This is a genomic window from Streptomyces lydicus (genome assembly GCF_004125265.1).
In the GTDB taxonomy this organism is placed as follows: Bacteria; Actinomycetota; Actinomycetes; order Streptomycetales; family Streptomycetaceae; genus Streptomyces; species Streptomyces lydicus_C.
The window spans coordinates 1,639,915-1,654,057 of record NZ_RDTE01000003.1 but is presented as its reverse complement, the minus strand read 5'-3'; the positions used below and the strand labels follow the sequence as shown (position 1 = coordinate 1,654,057).

15 protein-coding genes are annotated in these 14,143 nt (G+C 71.4%); 5 read left to right on the top strand and 10 right to left on the bottom strand.

All coding sequences use genetic code 11. The annotated features are described in order from the left end of the window. Nucleotides 1-253: 253 nt before the first annotated feature. Nucleotides 254-631: an ATP-binding protein gene (locus tag D9V36_RS09835; protein WP_129298302.1), complete on the top strand. Its 378-nt coding sequence runs from the start codon at nucleotides 254-256 to the stop codon at nucleotides 629-631. 40 nt (nucleotides 632-671) lie between these two features. Here D9V36_RS09835 and D9V36_RS09830 read toward each other — a convergent pair whose 3' ends face one another. The 8 genes from D9V36_RS09830 to D9V36_RS09795 all read right to left on the bottom strand — a co-directional run bounded on the left by D9V36_RS09830 (nucleotide 672) and on the right by D9V36_RS09795 (nucleotide 8,589). After that, on the bottom strand, nucleotides 672-1,757 hold the full coding sequence (locus D9V36_RS09830; protein ID WP_129293428.1) for a DUF2637 domain-containing protein: 1,086 nt from the start codon (nucleotides 1,755-1,757) through the stop codon (nucleotides 672-674). A 166-nt stretch (nucleotides 1,758-1,923) separates the two neighbouring features. Next, the gene (locus D9V36_RS09825; protein WP_129293427.1) at nucleotides 1,924-2,517 is read right to left on the bottom strand and encodes a DUF1772 domain-containing protein; all 594 of its coding nucleotides are present in this window, start codon (nucleotides 2,515-2,517) and stop codon (nucleotides 1,924-1,926) included. 76 nt (nucleotides 2,518-2,593) lie between these two features. After that, on the bottom strand, nucleotides 2,594-3,586 hold the full coding sequence (locus tag D9V36_RS09820) for an AraC family transcriptional regulator (RefSeq protein ID WP_129293426.1): 993 nt from the start codon (nucleotides 3,584-3,586) through the stop codon (nucleotides 2,594-2,596). Between the two features lie 18 nt (nucleotides 3,587-3,604). After that, the gene (locus D9V36_RS09815) at nucleotides 3,605-4,471 is read right to left on the bottom strand and encodes an NmrA family NAD(P)-binding protein (RefSeq protein WP_129293425.1); all 867 of its coding nucleotides are present in this window, start codon (nucleotides 4,469-4,471) and stop codon (nucleotides 3,605-3,607) included. Nucleotides 4,472-4,630: 159 nt separating this feature from the next. After that, nucleotides 4,631-5,548 carry a helix-turn-helix domain-containing protein gene (locus tag D9V36_RS09810; RefSeq protein ID WP_129293424.1) on the bottom strand — a complete coding sequence of 306 codons (918 nt, stop codon included), beginning with the start codon at nucleotides 5,546-5,548 and terminating at the stop codon, nucleotides 4,631-4,633. Nucleotides 5,549-5,710: 162 nt separating this feature from the next. Then, on the bottom strand, nucleotides 5,711-6,742 hold the full coding sequence (locus D9V36_RS09805; protein ID WP_129293423.1) for a teichoic acid biosynthesis protein C: 1,032 nt from the start codon (nucleotides 6,740-6,742) through the stop codon (nucleotides 5,711-5,713). A gap of 93 nt (nucleotides 6,743-6,835) precedes the next feature. Further along, nucleotides 6,836-7,231, bottom strand: coding sequence for an SH3 domain-containing protein (locus D9V36_RS09800; protein WP_129293422.1), 396 nt, complete (start codon nucleotides 7,229-7,231; stop codon nucleotides 6,836-6,838). A gap of 209 nt (nucleotides 7,232-7,440) precedes the next feature. Beyond that, nucleotides 7,441-8,589: a helix-turn-helix transcriptional regulator gene (locus D9V36_RS09795; RefSeq protein WP_129293421.1), complete on the bottom strand. Its 1,149-nt coding sequence runs from the start codon at nucleotides 8,587-8,589 to the stop codon at nucleotides 7,441-7,443. Between the two features lie 157 nt (nucleotides 8,590-8,746). Here D9V36_RS09795 and D9V36_RS09790 point away from each other — a divergent pair, with 157 nt between their 5' ends. After that, nucleotides 8,747-9,145: a VOC family protein gene (locus D9V36_RS09790; protein WP_129293420.1), complete on the top strand. Its 399-nt coding sequence runs from the start codon at nucleotides 8,747-8,749 to the stop codon at nucleotides 9,143-9,145. A gap of 92 nt (nucleotides 9,146-9,237) precedes the next feature. Here the strand turns inward: D9V36_RS09790 and D9V36_RS09785 are convergent, their stop codons facing one another. After that, nucleotides 9,238-9,678 (bottom strand): hypothetical protein, encoded by a 441-nt coding sequence (locus D9V36_RS09785; protein ID WP_129293419.1) that lies wholly within the window; start codon nucleotides 9,676-9,678, stop codon nucleotides 9,238-9,240. A 688-nt stretch (nucleotides 9,679-10,366) separates the two neighbouring features. Here D9V36_RS09785 and D9V36_RS09780 point away from each other — a divergent pair. Together D9V36_RS09780 and D9V36_RS09775 are read left to right on the top strand one after the other, a co-directional pair. After that, a complete protein-coding gene (locus D9V36_RS09780; protein WP_129293418.1) occupies nucleotides 10,367-11,050 on the top strand; it encodes a hypothetical protein in 684 nt (227 codons plus the stop codon). 580 nt (nucleotides 11,051-11,630) lie between these two features. Then, entirely contained in the window at nucleotides 11,631-12,332 is a 702-nt protein-coding gene (locus tag D9V36_RS09775; RefSeq protein ID WP_129293417.1) for a class I SAM-dependent methyltransferase, read from the top strand. Between the two features lie 85 nt (nucleotides 12,333-12,417). Here the strand turns inward: D9V36_RS09775 and D9V36_RS09770 are convergent, their stop codons facing one another. Further along, the gene (locus tag D9V36_RS09770; RefSeq protein ID WP_129293416.1) at nucleotides 12,418-13,257 is read right to left on the bottom strand and encodes a (2Fe-2S)-binding protein; all 840 of its coding nucleotides are present in this window, start codon (nucleotides 13,255-13,257) and stop codon (nucleotides 12,418-12,420) included. A gap of 183 nt (nucleotides 13,258-13,440) precedes the next feature. Between D9V36_RS09770 and D9V36_RS09765 the strand changes: the two genes are divergently transcribed. Further along, a complete protein-coding gene (locus D9V36_RS09765) occupies nucleotides 13,441-14,139 on the top strand; it encodes a GntR family transcriptional regulator (RefSeq protein ID WP_129293415.1) in 699 nt (232 codons plus the stop codon). Nucleotides 14,140-14,143 lie beyond the last annotated feature (4 nt).

Here is a 14,143-nt window from a genome sequence, read left to right as displayed (position 1 = left end):
GTCAGGCATACCCACTGGGCGCCGTCCGGCCCACCCGGCGCGCGGGGCGTGCCCCCGCGCGCCGGCGGGTGGAAGCATGGCGGCAGATCCGATGGGCATGCTGACCGTGAGGCTGTTCGAGGCAGAGCGCCGATGTTCGTTGGGGGCGGGGGAGAAAATGCGTCAGCCTGTGCGACGCGAAGAACGGGACAGACAGCAGGAAACGGCTGAGGGGAGCCGGAACGGGGGAATCGCCGCGCGAGCGCCGGGTGTACTGGAGCGGAAGGTGCGGCATGCGGATCTGAAGGCGGTCGGCGAGGTGCGCCGGGAGTTACGCCAACTGATCAGCCGCTGGTCGGCGCCGGGGGACGGCGAGCTCACGGAGGTCGCCACGCTGCTCACCAGCGAGCTGGTCACCAACGCCCTGGTGCATGCGGAGGGCGGCGCCGTCGTCACGGCCAGGGTCAGTGACCGGCTGCGGGTGGAGGTGCGGGACTTCGTTCCCGGCCGTCCCGAGCCACGCGCTCCGACCACCGACGGCACCTCCGGCAGGGGCCTGATGCTGGTGCGCTCCTTGGCCGACGCCTGGGGAATACGTGCCGAAAGCCTCGGCAAGAGCGTGTGGTTCGAGCTGGGCGGCGGACCGGCCTGACCCATGGACGGGGATGCCGGCCCGCGCGGTCCGCCACCGGTCAGCCGAATTGCCGCTCGATCTCGGCCAGTTTCTCCTCCAGGGAGTCCAGACGGGGAATGGTCTGGGTGTCGTCCTCGGCGGTGAGATCCACGGTCCGCCGGGTCCCGTCCGCGGCTGCGGCGCCCTCGGCCTCAGCGCCGGACACGGCCTTGAGGGCCGGACGGGCGCGTACCGGCAGCTCGCCGGTGAGCGTCGGCTCGGCGTCGCCGGCTATGGCGGGGTCGGGCCCGGCCACCTCCGCGGAGGCCGTCGCCGCCTGCGTCACCGCCAGCTGCCGACCGCCACCGCGGCCCCAGCTGCGGTGCTGCCGGTTGATGGCCTTGAGGCGCGCCCGGTCGAGCTTGCCCTGCTCACGCCTGCGAAGACGGTGCCGCTCCTTCTCGCGCCGGTCCTCGCGGACCTCCTCGACCGCCTCGTCCAGCGTCCGTACGCCCTCCAGCAGCATCAGCGACCAGGCCCCGAAGGTCTCACGGGGAGCGCGCAGCCAGCGGACGATCCGGATCTGCGGCAGCGGACGGGGCACCAGGCCCTGCTCGCGCAGCGCCGCCCGGCGGGTCTGCTTGAGCGCCCGGTCGAAGAGCACCGCCGCCGACAGCGACATCCCGGCGAAGAACTGCGGAGCGCCCGCATGGTCCAGGCCACGCGGCGCATGCACCCAGTTGAACCACGCCGCCGCGCCCGCGAACGTCCACACCAGCAGCCGCGAACCGAGCGCCGCGTCACCGTGGCTTGCCTCCCGCACGGCGAGCACGGAACAGAACATCGCCGCACCGTCGAGCCCGAACGGCACCAGGTACTCCCAGCCCCCGGAGAGGTTGAGGTTCTGCACACCGAAGCCGACCAAACCGTGGAAGGACAACGCGGCGGCGACCGCCGCACAGCAGAACAGCAGCAGATACGAGGCCGAGGCGAAGACCGTCTCCTTGCGCCGCCTGCGCTCCTCGCTCCGCTCCCAGGAGTCCTCACCGGCGGACCGCGCGGCCGCTCGCCTGCCCCGCACCACCAGCGCCGCGGCCACCGGCACCCCGACGAGCAGCAAGACTCCGGGAACCAGCCAGTCCAGCGGTATGTCGGTCATTCTCATTCTGGGATCCCTTTGGCTCGAATACGCGATTCCGCGACATCCTGGCGGAAACCACAGCCACAGCCGAGCCATTCGGAACAAGAGGACGCTTAGGGGTGCGAGGAGGGTGCCTTGGCGTCGAACTGACGTTCTTTGAAGGGAAGTTGAGTTCGAGGCGATCGTGTGGTCACGTCCGGGGTGGGACGTCGTCATTGGTTCCCCGGCCGTGCAGGATCAGGGCGCGGGCAAGGAAGCCCAGGGCTGCCGTGCAGGCCAGGGTGCGCGAGATGTTGGTCGCCTCCCAGGTGCCCTTGAATTTCTCGACGATGGAGAAGTCGGTCATCCTGGCCGGGCTTCCCGACGCGGCCAGTTCGTTGTTGAGCGGGATGCTGACACTGGACGTGACAGCCAGGACGGCAAGGTAGAAAACACCCGCCGCAACGGCCCAGAGGGCGGCCGAACGGCGGCCCTGGCGGTGTTCGACGACCACCGCGACACCCGTCGCCACCAGCGCACCGAGGAAGACCAGCCCGAAGAGGCCATTCCCGTCGATCAGCGCATTGAAGTTCTGCATCGCCGCCACGTACGTGCGGTCGTCGGTCTTCGCCAGCCCCGGCATGACCGAGATGTCGAACGCGAAGAAGAGCCCGGCCATGAGTCCCATGGTGAGGGTGGCGATCATCAACAGCGCCCCCGCCGTCCTGCCGCGTCGTGGTGCCGTCGAGGGCGCGGGGTCTGCCGCGCTGGGGCTGCCGTGGGTGGTGGTCGGGTTGAAGCTCATACGACTTCCTCGTCTGGTGGTCGAAGGCGTCCGATGCGGTGTGCCCAGAGGCGCCGCGCGGTGACAGCGTGCCGACTCAGCGGTCCAGCACCACGGTCTGCGCCGTCGTGGTGAACTGCTGGGTGGCGGGGGCTGCGCCGCTCTTGCGGAAGTGCTGAGGGCTCATCCCGCGGACCCGTTTGAAGGCGGCGCTCAGCGCGAACGCCCCGCCGTAGCCGACTCGCCGGGCCACCGTCGCCACCGTCGCGTCCGGCTCGCGCAGCAGATCCGCCGCGAGGGAGAGCCGCCAGCTGGTGAGATACGCCATCGGCGGCTCGCCGACGAGCTGGGTGAAGCGCCGCGCCAGGCCGGCCCGGGAGACGCCGACGGAGTGCGCGAGGGACGCCACTGTCCAGGCGGTGGCGGGCTGTTCGTGCAGCAGCCGCAGCGCGGGTCCGACCACGGGGTCGGCCTGCGCGCTGTACCAGCCAGGGGCGCCGGACTCCGGCGCCGTGAGCCAGGCGCGCAGGACGCCGACGAGCAGCAGGTCCAGCAGCCGGTCCAGGACGAGGCCCTGGCCGATCTCGTCCTTGCCGATCTCCTCGGCGAGGATCTGGACCAGCGGGTGGTGCCCTGCGTCGGCGGGCCGGACGAGGAGAACCGGAAGCGCGGTCAGCAGTCGTCGGCCGATCTCGCTGGGGGCTTGGTAGGTACCGCTGAGCATCACCGAGGAACCGAGCTGCCGGTCGTCACCCCAGGCACGCACCCCCAGCGCCATGCTGTCCGTGACGTCCTCGCCCTCGGTGGTGTTGCACCGCTGTTCGGGGCCGATGACGATCTGTACGGGGGTTTCCGGCCGGTCGGCGATGACGTAGGCGTCGGGGCCGCGGAGCAGGGCGACATCGCCGGGGCGCAGCAGCACGGGACGTCCGTGGTCCGGGAGCACCCAGGCATCCCCGCGGACCATGGTCACCACGGAGACCGGCGCCCGGTCCTCGATCCGGAGGGACCAGGGCGGAGCGAAGACCGATTTCAGTATGAAGGCGCCGCGGGCCTTCGGCCCGTCGAGCAGACAGCTCAGTGTGTCCACGGCGTCACCCTAGAGGGATCAGGCGTTCCAGACACCGGTGGCGGCGGCGTCGCGGGCGAAGCCGGCGAAATCGCGGGGCTTTCGGCCCAGCACCTCCTCGACGCCGTGCACCAGGTGTGCGTTGCGACCGTCGGTGATCAGCTGGAACAGGTCGGCGAACTCGACCGGCACGTCGTGCTCTTCCAGCGCGGCGCGGTACTCGTCGAAGGTGACCGGAATGTAGTCGATCCGGCGGCCGGTGGCCTGGGACAGCTCGGCTGCCACCTCGCGGAAGCTCAGCAGCCGGGGGCCGGACAACTCGTAGGTCTTGCCGATGTGCTGGTCGTCCAGGAACGCGGCGGTCACCACGTCGGCGATGTCGTCGGCATCCAGGAACGGCTCGACGGCGTCACCGGTCGGCAGCGCCAGCTCGCCGGCGAGCACCGGCTCCAGGAAGAAGCTTTCGCTGAAGTTCTGGTTGAACCAACTGGCCCGCACCACCGTCCAGTCCGCACCGGACGCCTTCAGCTTGTCCTCGCTGGTCCGTGCGCCCTCTTCGCCACGGCCGGAGAGCAGCACCAGCCGGCGTGCTCCGTGCGCGACGGCGAACCGGGAGAACTCCTCGACGGTCTCGGCGGCGCCCGGGAAGGCGAGGTCCGGGTAATAGGTGACGTAGACGGCGTTCACGCTCTCCAGCGCCGCCTCCCACGTGGTGGTGTCCTCCCAGACGAAGGGCCGCTCGGCGGTGCGCGACCCGATCCGCACGCCGACTCCCCGTGCCGCCAGCCGCTCTGCCACCCGGCGCCCGGTTTTGCCGGTGCCGCCGATGGCAAGCACCGACTCCCTGTCCGTTGATGCGTTCTGCGCCTTCTGCGTGTTCTGCGTGTTCTGCGTGTTCTGTGTCATGGGTGCAGTCAAGTCCGTTTCACTGAGAGGCGACATAGCCACCAAGCTCAGTTCCATACGCGTACGTCTACGGTCCACTGCTCGGAGCCGGTATGCCGGGCAACCGCGCCTGTCCGGCAGGCGCGGAACGCTCAGCGCCCCTCACCCACCCCCTTCACCTCAACGCATCACCCGTTCAAGGAACTTGGGTCCGGGAAAGTCATCGCCGTCACGGGAGCCGGCCGGGCTTGTCAGTTCGATGGCGCCGGTGCAGGCCACGCGGTCCGTCACCCTTGCGCAGGCCACCGCCTGTCGCAGGTCCGAGGTGGCCAGCATGGGGCTGACGGCAAGTCCCTCGCGGCCGTGGGTGTGGGAGGTGAGGCGGGCGTCGCGGCCGACCCAGATGGATACCTTCTGGGCGCCGCCGGAGCGTGGCTGCACCTCGGACCAGACGGTTCCGCACGAGGGGCTGAACCGGAGGCGCACGGTGTAGGTGGTGTCCACGATGGTGCTCTCCGCGCGCGCGTCGCGATTGCAGCCGGGCCGCCACGGATAGCGGCCCTGGCAGCGGTGGCCGTGGCACTCGTGGGAGGCACCGCCGTCCGTCCGTGCGGCCCGTGCGGGAATCTCCACGATCGCGGCCGCCGCCCCCATGGTCGCCACCAGCGCCGTCAGCGCCACCAGCGCCCCGATGGTCCGCAGCACCCCGGCGGTGCGCAGGAGCTGCCGGGCCCACCCGGTGTGTTCCGCCGTGAGGCCGGTGTGTTCCGCCGCGAGGGGAGCCGTGGGCAGTGCGGGAGCCGTGGGCGGCACGGGCGGCGTGGCCAGGGGTGCCGTCCGGGCGTGGTGGGCGGCGTCGTACACGGCGAGCAATGGTTCCTGATCCGCGCCCGCCACCTGGCCGAGTGCCTCGACCGCGTTGCGCGGCGGCAGCTTCTCGCCGTTGAGATAGCGGTGCCAGGCGGACTTGCTGTACGGGGTCTTCCTGGCCAGCCCGTCCAGGCTCAGCCCGGTCCGTTCCTTGAGGGCGCGCAACTCTTCCGCCAAGCGTTGCGCGTCAGTATCGAGCGAGTCGGGCAGCGGCCGCCAGCGGGACACCTTGTGCGCCTCCCCTCACCACCTGCCTCCGGGCGGGAGAGTCGCCTCAGCGGTCCCGGCCGGAGATCCGGGGGGTCTGTTTCCTCCCGGATGGCGGAATGTGTACCCACCCGTGACGGCCGATGACACCCCGCGCGCACCGAACGGGATATGTCAGATATGTCAGCTGAGCGCTTTGTCGTACAGACGGAAACCGCGGCCGCCCGCCGGGCCGTCGACGAACCCCAGGCACAGCCGCGGTGTACCCCCGTCCCGCAGCACGGCCAGGCCCTCCGGCTCGCGGGGCGACAGACCCGGAGCCGTTCGCTCCAGCTGCTGCCACACCACACGTCCGGACCGCAGGTCGATGCGGTACAGCCGGGTGTTGCCGCCGGAGGACGCCGGATTTCCCGTTCCGTACGCACTGCCCAGGAGCTGGTAGGCGTAGGTGCCGTAGACGGCCATGCCCTGGAAGGGCAGGGCGAGGCCGGCGCCCGGCTGGGCGAAGTCGGTCAGCGGGAGGAACCAGCCGGCCCGGAACCGGTCCAGGTCGTACAGGGCGAACCTCGGTATGCCGTCCCGCTTGTACCGCAGCAGGAGTTGCCGGTGCGTCACATCGAGGGCGGGGGCATTGCTGGTGGAGCCGATGACGGGGTGGTAGGTGCCGAGTCCGCCACTGTCGCGTTCCAGCACCCGCCCGTCCGCGAAACGGAAGCGGCACACCCCGCGCCCGTAGCCGGACGCCGGATTGGCATCCCACTCCGTCCACAGCGTGACGCCGTCCGCGGAGTCCTCCAGCCCGATCGAGCCGCCGTGACCGAAGCCCTTCAGGTACATGTGCCCGGCCGCGGCGCCATCCAGGGTGAGCCGGTTCAGGCACAGGTCACCGTTGCCGGCGCGTTGTGCGTGGGAAGGTGCCGTCTTCTCGCCCGTCAGCCGGACTCCGCCCGCCACCACCTGCAGGGCGTAGAGATGCCCTTTCCGTTCGTCGACGGTGAAGGACTGCAGCACCGTGGGGTGTCGCAGCCGCCCGGCGAGGAACGGCCGGCCCGCCGCGGACAGGGCGGGCAGCTTCCGGCTCGGAGCCGGTGCCGCCAGCGCCCACCCCGCCGGCACCACGGCAGCGGCCGCCGCACTCAGCCCGAGGCGGCACACGGCCCTGCGCCCCGGTCCCGGTACCGGCCCCGGTCCCTGCACATCTGTCTCTGTGACCATCACGCGCTCCAAGAGCTCGGACCGGCTGCCCGCTCGCCCCCTCGAACGGGCGGGCAGCCGGCGATCATTGAGGTGTCACCGCGGACGGCGGCGTCAGTTGCCGAGGACCCGGCACCACGGGACCGCGCGGGAGGCGTGGACGTAGTGGGCGGAGACGAAGCCCCGGTGGTGCGTGAGCCGGTACCAGCGGTGGTGGCCCTGCACCGAGCCGCCGTGGGTCTTGCAGGCGAGGGCCCGCACCCGGCCGGCGCGTACGGTGCCGACCACGGGGTAGGCGGTGCCCGGCCCCGAACGGACGTTCAGACGCACGTCGTTCGGGGTCACCACGCGGCCGTACGCATGAGTGGTCGTCATCGCTGCCGTGTCCTGCTGCGCGGAGTACCGGCCGGCGGCGGGGTGCGGACAGGAGTCGGCGAACGCCACCGCGGGGACCATGGCGAGGGCGGCAACCGCGGCGACCACACCGCTGCGCATCATGCGTCGAATCATCGGATTCTCCTCGAGAGATCTGCAGGTTCACCGGAGCGTGACCCTGCGTCGCTCAGCGTTTCCGACGAGTTGGCCGATGATGTGTCCCAGGCGTCCCAGGGAGGAAGTGGAACGCGGTGGCCCGACTTTTGGTCCCCGACTTTCGGTCCCCCGCCTTTGGTCCCCGGCAGTCGGCAGTCGGCAGTCGGCAGTGGTGGTGCTCCGGCCCGTCAGCCGGCCTCAGGGCCCGGCGGGCTCTCCTGGCCGGCGGCGGCGTGAGCGACGAGGCGGTGGGCCAGTTCCTTCACACGGGTGCGTAGTTCCGCGGGGTGTTCGATGACGAACGGGCGGTCCAGTGCGGCCAGTACGGGGGGAATCCAGTCCAGTCGTTCGGCCCGGATCCGGACGCGGACCCATCCGGTGGGGTCGTCGGCCGGTGCCGGGCGGGCCGGGCTGTCGGGGTGGGTCCTGTTGGCGGCTGCCCGGTCGGCGTTGGCCGGGTCGGTGTCGGTCGGGTCGGTATCGGCCGGTTCGGTGTCGCCCGGGCCGGTGCCCTCGGGTGCCGCCGCATCCGGGATCGGGGACAGGGTGGCGATGTCGGCCGGGAGATGGCGGCGGAGGTGCCGGACGCTGTCGTGGATGCGCAGCGACACCTCGTGCCTCCAGGGGGTCTGCGCGAGGCTGTCCAGGACCGTGGTCACCGGGTCGAAGGCCGGCGGGACGTCGAACGAGCCGGATTGCACGGTGGCGGCGGTGATCCGGTCCAGCCGAAAGGTACGTACCTCCCCCTCCCCGGCCGCTGGGTCCGCGCCGGTCAGGTACCAGCGTCCGGAGTGCGCCACCAGGCCGTAGGGCAGGACGGTGCGGTCGCTGCCGCGGCCCTTCCGGTCGGTGTAGGTGAGGGCCACCGGCCGCTGATGGAGTGCGGCCTCGGCAAGCCCCAGCAGCACTCCGGTGTCCGGTGCGGCGGCGGGGCGGGGCTGCGCGGTGAAATCGGCCGTCGCCGGCAGCGCTGCCAGCCGTCGCCCCAGGGACTTGGGCAGGACGCGCCGCAGTTTTGCCGCGGCGCTCTCGCTCGCCGCGGCGGACGTGGTGACCGGCCCGGCCCGCTGTGCGGCCAGCAGCCCGAGCAGAACGGCCAGGGCCTCGTCCTCGGTGAGCATCAGCGGGGGCATCCGGTACCCCGGGGCGAGCCGGTATCCGCCGTAGCGGCCACGCACCGAGTCGACGGGCACGCCGAGGTCCAGCAGGTGGCCGGCGTAGCGACGGACGGTGCGTTCGTCGACGCCGAGGCAGGCGGCCAGGTCGGGAACGGTGCGGGTGCCGCCGCCCTGCAGGATCTCCAGCAGGGCGAGCACCCGAGTGGTCGATGTGGTCACTCCGGCAAGTCTGCTGTATATACCGGGCGGATTCTGTCCGGTATAGGTCCTAGCGTTCGAGGCGTTCCTCCATCCCGCGTCACTTCTGACCGGTGTGTCACTTCTGACCGGCGCGTTACTTCTGACAGACGCGTCACTTCTGACAGGAAGGCCCCTGATGAACCTGGTTTCGCTCCGCGTGATCACCCGTGACGTCGCTCGCCTCGTCGCGTTCTACGAACAGGTCACCGGCGTTCCGGCGACATGGTCGACCCCCGAGTTCGCCGAGCTCGTGACGGAGTCGGGCACGCTTGCGCTCGCCGGTGAGCGCACGGTGGCGCTGTTCGGCGCCGGCAGTGCCGAGCCGGCCGCCAACCGCACGGTGATCACCGAGTTCCGTGTCGCCGACGTCGACGCGGAGTACGCGCGTCTGACGTCCCTCTGCGACGAGTTCGTCCAGAAGCCGACGACGATGCCGTGGGGCAACCGCTCGCTCCTCCTCCGGGATCCCGACGGGAATCTGATCAACCTCTTCACGCCCGTCACCCCCGAGGCCGTCCAGAGGCAAGACCGCTGAGGGACGGCCCGGGGGAGCTGTGTGGGTGAGGGCGGACCCGGTGCCGGTTGGGGGCGAGCCCGGTGTCAGTGCGGCCCCTGGGTGTCCCGGTGTCAGTTCAGTCCCTGGGTGTTCGGTCTGCCGGATCCGCCGTCCGGCCCCTCGTGACCGCCTCGTGCGGCCCGTTCCTCCAGGAAGCGTTCGCTCTCCCAGGTGAGCGCGTGTTCGATCTGGATAAAGTTCAGCCCCGTGACATCGGCGAGTTCTTCCTCGTCGAGGTCGGGCTGTGCGCGCAGGGCACGGTCGATCTTTCCCGCCCAGAGCTCTTCTTTGACGAACGGCCGCCGGCGGTAGCGCTGCCGGAGCTGGTCGAGGTGGCCGGGGCTGCAGGCGGCCAGGAGCCGTTCACCGTCCTGCTCCGAGTCGTAAGGGTGGATCCAGGAGGAGTCGCGGACCCGGCCGGAGACCTGCGAGGTCCGGTGGATGGCCGTGCCGCACAGTTCGCACACCCTCGGATGCGGTGTGGCCGTCGGTTCGCCGCTGTTGTCGTGCATTGCTGTCCTGGCCGTTCTCTCTGTCAGGGCACTCGCTCACGGTGCCGCGGACGACGGGCCCGGTGGGCCGGGTCAGCGGCCGGGGGCCTTGCGATGCTCCTCATGGGTTCCTGAGGCGTTCCTGCGGGAGCGGCCGTCGCTGTTCTGCTGCCCGGCCTGCGGCACCTCCACGGCCGGGCGCCCTCTCCACTTCACGCCGAAACCACCGCGCGCGCGACACGGGAGGGCCGACCAGGGCATCATGGCCGGCCTGCGGCACGGCTCCGGGCGTCGCAGGACGCAAGAGGGGGCGAGTGGAGACGGCGCCGGTACGGACCGCCGCGCAGGTACGCGCGAGGAGCGGCGACGAGGACCCTGACCTGGCGCGCAGGCCGGGCGCGAGTCCCGCCGCCGGCACCCCGGCGAGCAGGAGTGCCGGGGCCGCGAGCATGGATTCCGGGATGCGGTCAGGTGCCCGCCGCGGGCCTCCGGTCCCTCCGCCTTGCCCGTTGTTCCTTCCGGGGCGTCGGGCGGACGGGTACCGAGACCGAGGAACACCCGGGCCCCGGCCATTGGCACGGCGCTACCGGTGACCGCCGAGGCCAGTACGGACAGCGCCGTCACCCAGCCCCGGGCGTGGGAACCAAGGGCGCGGTTTGCGGGCTCTCACCCCTTGAGTTGAGTCGCGCCTATGTTTGGAGCCCGAGGAATGAGTCCACGTACGGGGAAAGGCCATTTACTGCGGCGCACGGCGGCGGCCGCGGCGGTGGCCGCGGGATTCGTGGCGGTATCGGCGTGCGGCACGGACGGCACACCGGCCTCCGCCGACGCACCGACCTCCGGTGGCGCACGTGCGGCAAGCCCGGCCGGAAAGCGTCCCACTGCCTTACCCGACTTCAGGAAGGCCTATGAGGCGGGGTACGAGGCAGGCCGGACGCTCCATGACGCGGGCGGCAAAGGCGCCGCGGTACGCGAGGTGGTGGGGGGCGGCTGCGCCCGTCGTGCCCTTGAGGCGGGAGCCAAGGCCGGCCAGGACCGCGGGTCCTGGGTGAAGGGCTGCCATGACGGGGTCGGCGACGCCCCGCAGCATCCCCCGGCTCGCCCTCTCACCAAAAGAGAGTTGAATCCGCGGCTCCTCGAAGGCTTCCAGGCATGGGCACGGAATGAGGGCGATACAGCGACCGCCCGTCATGCCGGCCGCGTGTTCACCGTCGAACTCACCCGCGCCGACTATGACGTTGAAGTGTCCACCGACTACAGCTCACGGGCCGAGGCCGAAGAGTTCGCCGCCGCCTTCGCACAGTGGTGGGACGCAGACGACGGGCCCGGGGTGGCGAGGAACCTCGTCATTCTCGACGCCGGCGGACAGCGCATGGCCACCGAGCAACTGTGAGGGTGGAAGTCGCAGGGGTGTGGTCACTGCCGTCCGCCCACGTCCGGGCGGACGGCAGACAACTGCGCGCGGGTGAACGTGAGTTGAAGCAGGTCAGTCACCCTCGTCGCAGTCACCTCCGGCCCGGCCTGGTGCGGTGCCGCGATGCTGCGGTGTGGTCCGCTGTGGCGCCCGGTGGACCGGCCTTCGCCCTGGCGTCAGGTGCCTTGCCGGGGAAGGAACTACGGGGCCGTCCCGGGCAATTCGCCTGGGCAGGAGCGACCGTGATAAACCTTTCGGCGATCACGATCTTTCTCTGGCATCAGACGGCCATGCTCACGGTCACGGTGACCTCCCCCGGAACGGGGCGGCCGTTGTCGGGATTGCACGTCAATCCCGATCACCCGCCGTGGGTGCCGGTCCGCATCGGCTGGGTACCGGTATCCGCGATCGTGCTCGTGGTGCTGTGTACCGCCTTCCGTGAGGCGGAGAACACGCCATGGACCGGGCGCGGGCGTACCGCTCGCAAGCCGTCGGGCCGGCCCGTCCGAACGTCACGGAAGCGGCCGGAGCGGCCCTTCCGGTATTCCTTGGAGGAGCAATGGAAGCACTCTCTCTCGATTCGCTGCGCACTCTGTACACCAAGTACGAGGCCGACTTGAGGAAGGTCAAGGACGCCCAGCGCAGTCTCCTGAGGGAGCGCGGCAAGGCCATGAAGGCTCAGCTGGACGACGTGGAGGCGGAGATCTCCTACATGCGGCTGCGCGAGCTGCGGCCCGCGAAGGTGGTGGAGATCGGCACTTTCTACGGCTGGTCCACCATCTGGCAGCTGAGCGCGCTGCGCGACAACGGCACCGGACATCTGTACTCGTTCGACATCGTGGACCACGTGGTGCGCAATGTGCCGGGTGAGCTGACCGGCCAGTGGACCTTCACCAAGGGCGATGTCCGCGAGAATCTGGGCAGCATTCCGCAGGATGTCGACTACCTGTTCATCGACGCCGACCACGGTGCGCGCTTTGCCCGTTGGTACATAGAGAACCTGTTCCCGGCCGTGCCCGGCGGCACGCCCACCAGCGTGCACGACGTCTACCACGGGCGTCGCCCCAAGCCGTTCAGCGAGGGCTCCGTCATCGTCAAGTGGCTCGCCGAGAACAACGTGGAGTTCTTCACGCCGTCGCCGGCCAAGTCCCCGGCGGAGTACGCGGAGATAGCCGAGATCAAGAAGGGCCTCGGGCTCGACGAGCCGGTCCGCGACAGCCGCCACAACCCGATGATCTTCTTCGATCTGCCCAGCCTGTAACCCCGGTGCACCTCCCCGCGGGCACCGTTCCCCGTGCCGCCCGTGCGGCGCGGGGCGGCGGGCTCGACCCGGCCCGCCGCAGAGGTCAAGTGCCCGCGGTGAGGCGCCTGATGCGCTCCTCGTCCGCGGTGCGCGGGCAGGTGACGCAGGTGTCCTCGGGGCGCAGTGTGTAGAACATGCAGCAGCTGGCACGGTCCCGGGTCGCCAGCGACCGGCCGCGCGGCCCGGTCAGTTCGCGGAATCCCGCACCGCCCACGTACGGAGCGGTGGCGCCCGGCAGCAGCAACTCCAGCTCGGCCACGGCGCGTGGCTCCTCGCCCAGGAGGTGCCCGAGGTACCACAGGCCCTCCACGACCTCGTCGGACGCCATGCCCCACAGCGCCCGCGGCCCGCGCCGCATCCGGGTGCCAAAGCCCTCCAGCACGGGCCGGAGGTGCTGGGCCACCGCCGCCCGTACCTCCGCCCGCAGGGCCTCCTCGTCCGGTACGACCCGGGCGCCGGGCCGCGCCGCGGCGGGGTCGTCCGGGAGGCAGCTGAAGGTGCTGATCCGCACCGCCATCCTGCCCAGCTCGCGCTGGAAGGAGACGTCCTGCACGGGCAGGTGCGGGACCCGGCGGTGCAGGAACCAGGGGAGGGTGATCAGCAGGCAGGCGGGCCAGGCGTAGCGGTGCAGGGCGAAGCTCGCGATGACGTCCGGACGGGCGCGCTGTCCGTAATCCCGCACGATCTGCGCGTCGTCCCAGGCGAGGAAGGCATCCAGGCTCTCGCCGCCGGCCGCGAGCCCGGCCGCGCACACCCAGCCGTCGCCGCTGGGCGGGGCGGCGTCCCACAGGGTCACCCGCAGGCCGGGGAAGGCCGCGGAGAGCCGGGCGTAGGCCTCGGCGACGGGGTGGACGGCAGGCGGGGCGGCGGGGGCACGAGTCATGCGGGAGACCACCGAATCGCGATCGTCGACAGGTAAGGCTTACCTTACCTGAAGGCTTACCCGTGCTCGCTGAACGTCAGTCCCGGTGGCCCGCGCGGCTTCCCGGCGACTTCCGGACGGCTCCCCGGATTTGAACTGGGGCGTGCGCCGCCTATGGTGCTGGAAACGTCAGGAGGAACCGTCATGGAGCAGGGCACAGCGGAACGGGAGCCGTGCGCCGGGGCGTGGGTGCCCGCGCAGACCGGCCCCGCCGCGCCCCGGCGGCACTCCGTCCGCGGCCAGGTGCTGGCCGCGCTGCGCCATGCGCTGGTCGGCGGGGAGCTGGCCCCGGGCGAGGTCTACTCCGCGCCCGCGCTCGCCGAGCGCTACGGCGTCTCGGCGACCCCGGTCCGGGAGGCCATGCAGCAGCTCGCGGGGGAAGGCGCCGTCGAGGTCGTGCCCAACCGCGGCTTCCGGGTCGCCGAGCGCAGCCCCCGCGACCTCGCCGAGCTGGCCGAGGTCCGGGCGATGCTGGAGGTGCCCGCGATCGTCCGGCTGGCGCGGGCGCTGCCTCCTGAGCGCTGGGAGGGGCTGCGCCCGCTCGCCGACGCGGGCGTCACGGCCGCCGCCCGCGGTGACAGCGTCGGCTACGCCGAGGCCGACCACGCCTTCCACGACGCCCTGATGTCGCTCACCGGCAATCGCAGGCTCACCGAGGTCACCGGCGATCTGCTCCGCCGTGCGCAGTGGCCGCCGGCCGGCGGCTCCCGGCGGCGTACCGCCGAGCTGCTGGCCGACGCCTCCGAGCACACGGCGCTGCTCGACGCCCTGGTCGCCCAGGAGTACGCGGTGGCCGAGCGGATCGCCCGCGAGCACGTGTCGGTGGCGCGCCACCCGCACTGAGCCG

What these genes read in the sequence shown, in the direction of transcription:
- D9V36_RS09785 (WP_129293419.1), bottom strand. Translation starts at nt 9,678, where the DNA reads ATGCACGACAACAGCGGCGAACCGACGGCCACACCGCATCCGAGGGTG.
- D9V36_RS09815 (WP_129293425.1), bottom strand. Translation starts at nt 4,471, where the DNA reads ATGACACAGAACACGCAGAACACGCAGAACACGCAGAAGGCGCAGAAC.
- D9V36_RS09800 (WP_129293422.1), bottom strand. Translation starts at nt 7,231, where the DNA reads ATGATTCGACGCATGATGCGCAGCGGTGTGGTCGCCGCGGTTGCCGCC.
- D9V36_RS09765 (WP_129293415.1), top strand. Translation starts at nt 13,441, where the DNA reads ATGGAGCAGGGCACAGCGGAACGGGAGCCGTGCGCCGGGGCGTGGGTG.
- D9V36_RS09830 (WP_129293428.1), bottom strand. Translation starts at nt 1,757, where the DNA reads ATGAGAATGACCGACATACCGCTGGACTGGCTGGTTCCCGGAGTCTTG.
- D9V36_RS09805 (WP_129293423.1), bottom strand. Translation starts at nt 6,742, where the DNA reads ATGGTCACAGAGACAGATGTGCAGGGACCGGGGCCGGTACCGGGACCG.
- D9V36_RS09790 (WP_129293420.1), top strand. Translation starts at nt 8,747, where the DNA reads ATGAACCTGGTTTCGCTCCGCGTGATCACCCGTGACGTCGCTCGCCTC.
- D9V36_RS09770 (WP_129293416.1), bottom strand. Translation starts at nt 13,257, where the DNA reads ATGACTCGTGCCCCCGCCGCCCCGCCTGCCGTCCACCCCGTCGCCGAG.
- D9V36_RS09780 (WP_129293418.1), top strand. Translation starts at nt 10,367, where the DNA reads ATGAGTCCACGTACGGGGAAAGGCCATTTACTGCGGCGCACGGCGGCG.
- D9V36_RS09825 (WP_129293427.1), bottom strand. Translation starts at nt 2,517, where the DNA reads ATGAGCTTCAACCCGACCACCACCCACGGCAGCCCCAGCGCGGCAGAC.
- D9V36_RS09775 (WP_129293417.1), top strand. Translation starts at nt 11,631, where the DNA reads ATGGAAGCACTCTCTCTCGATTCGCTGCGCACTCTGTACACCAAGTAC.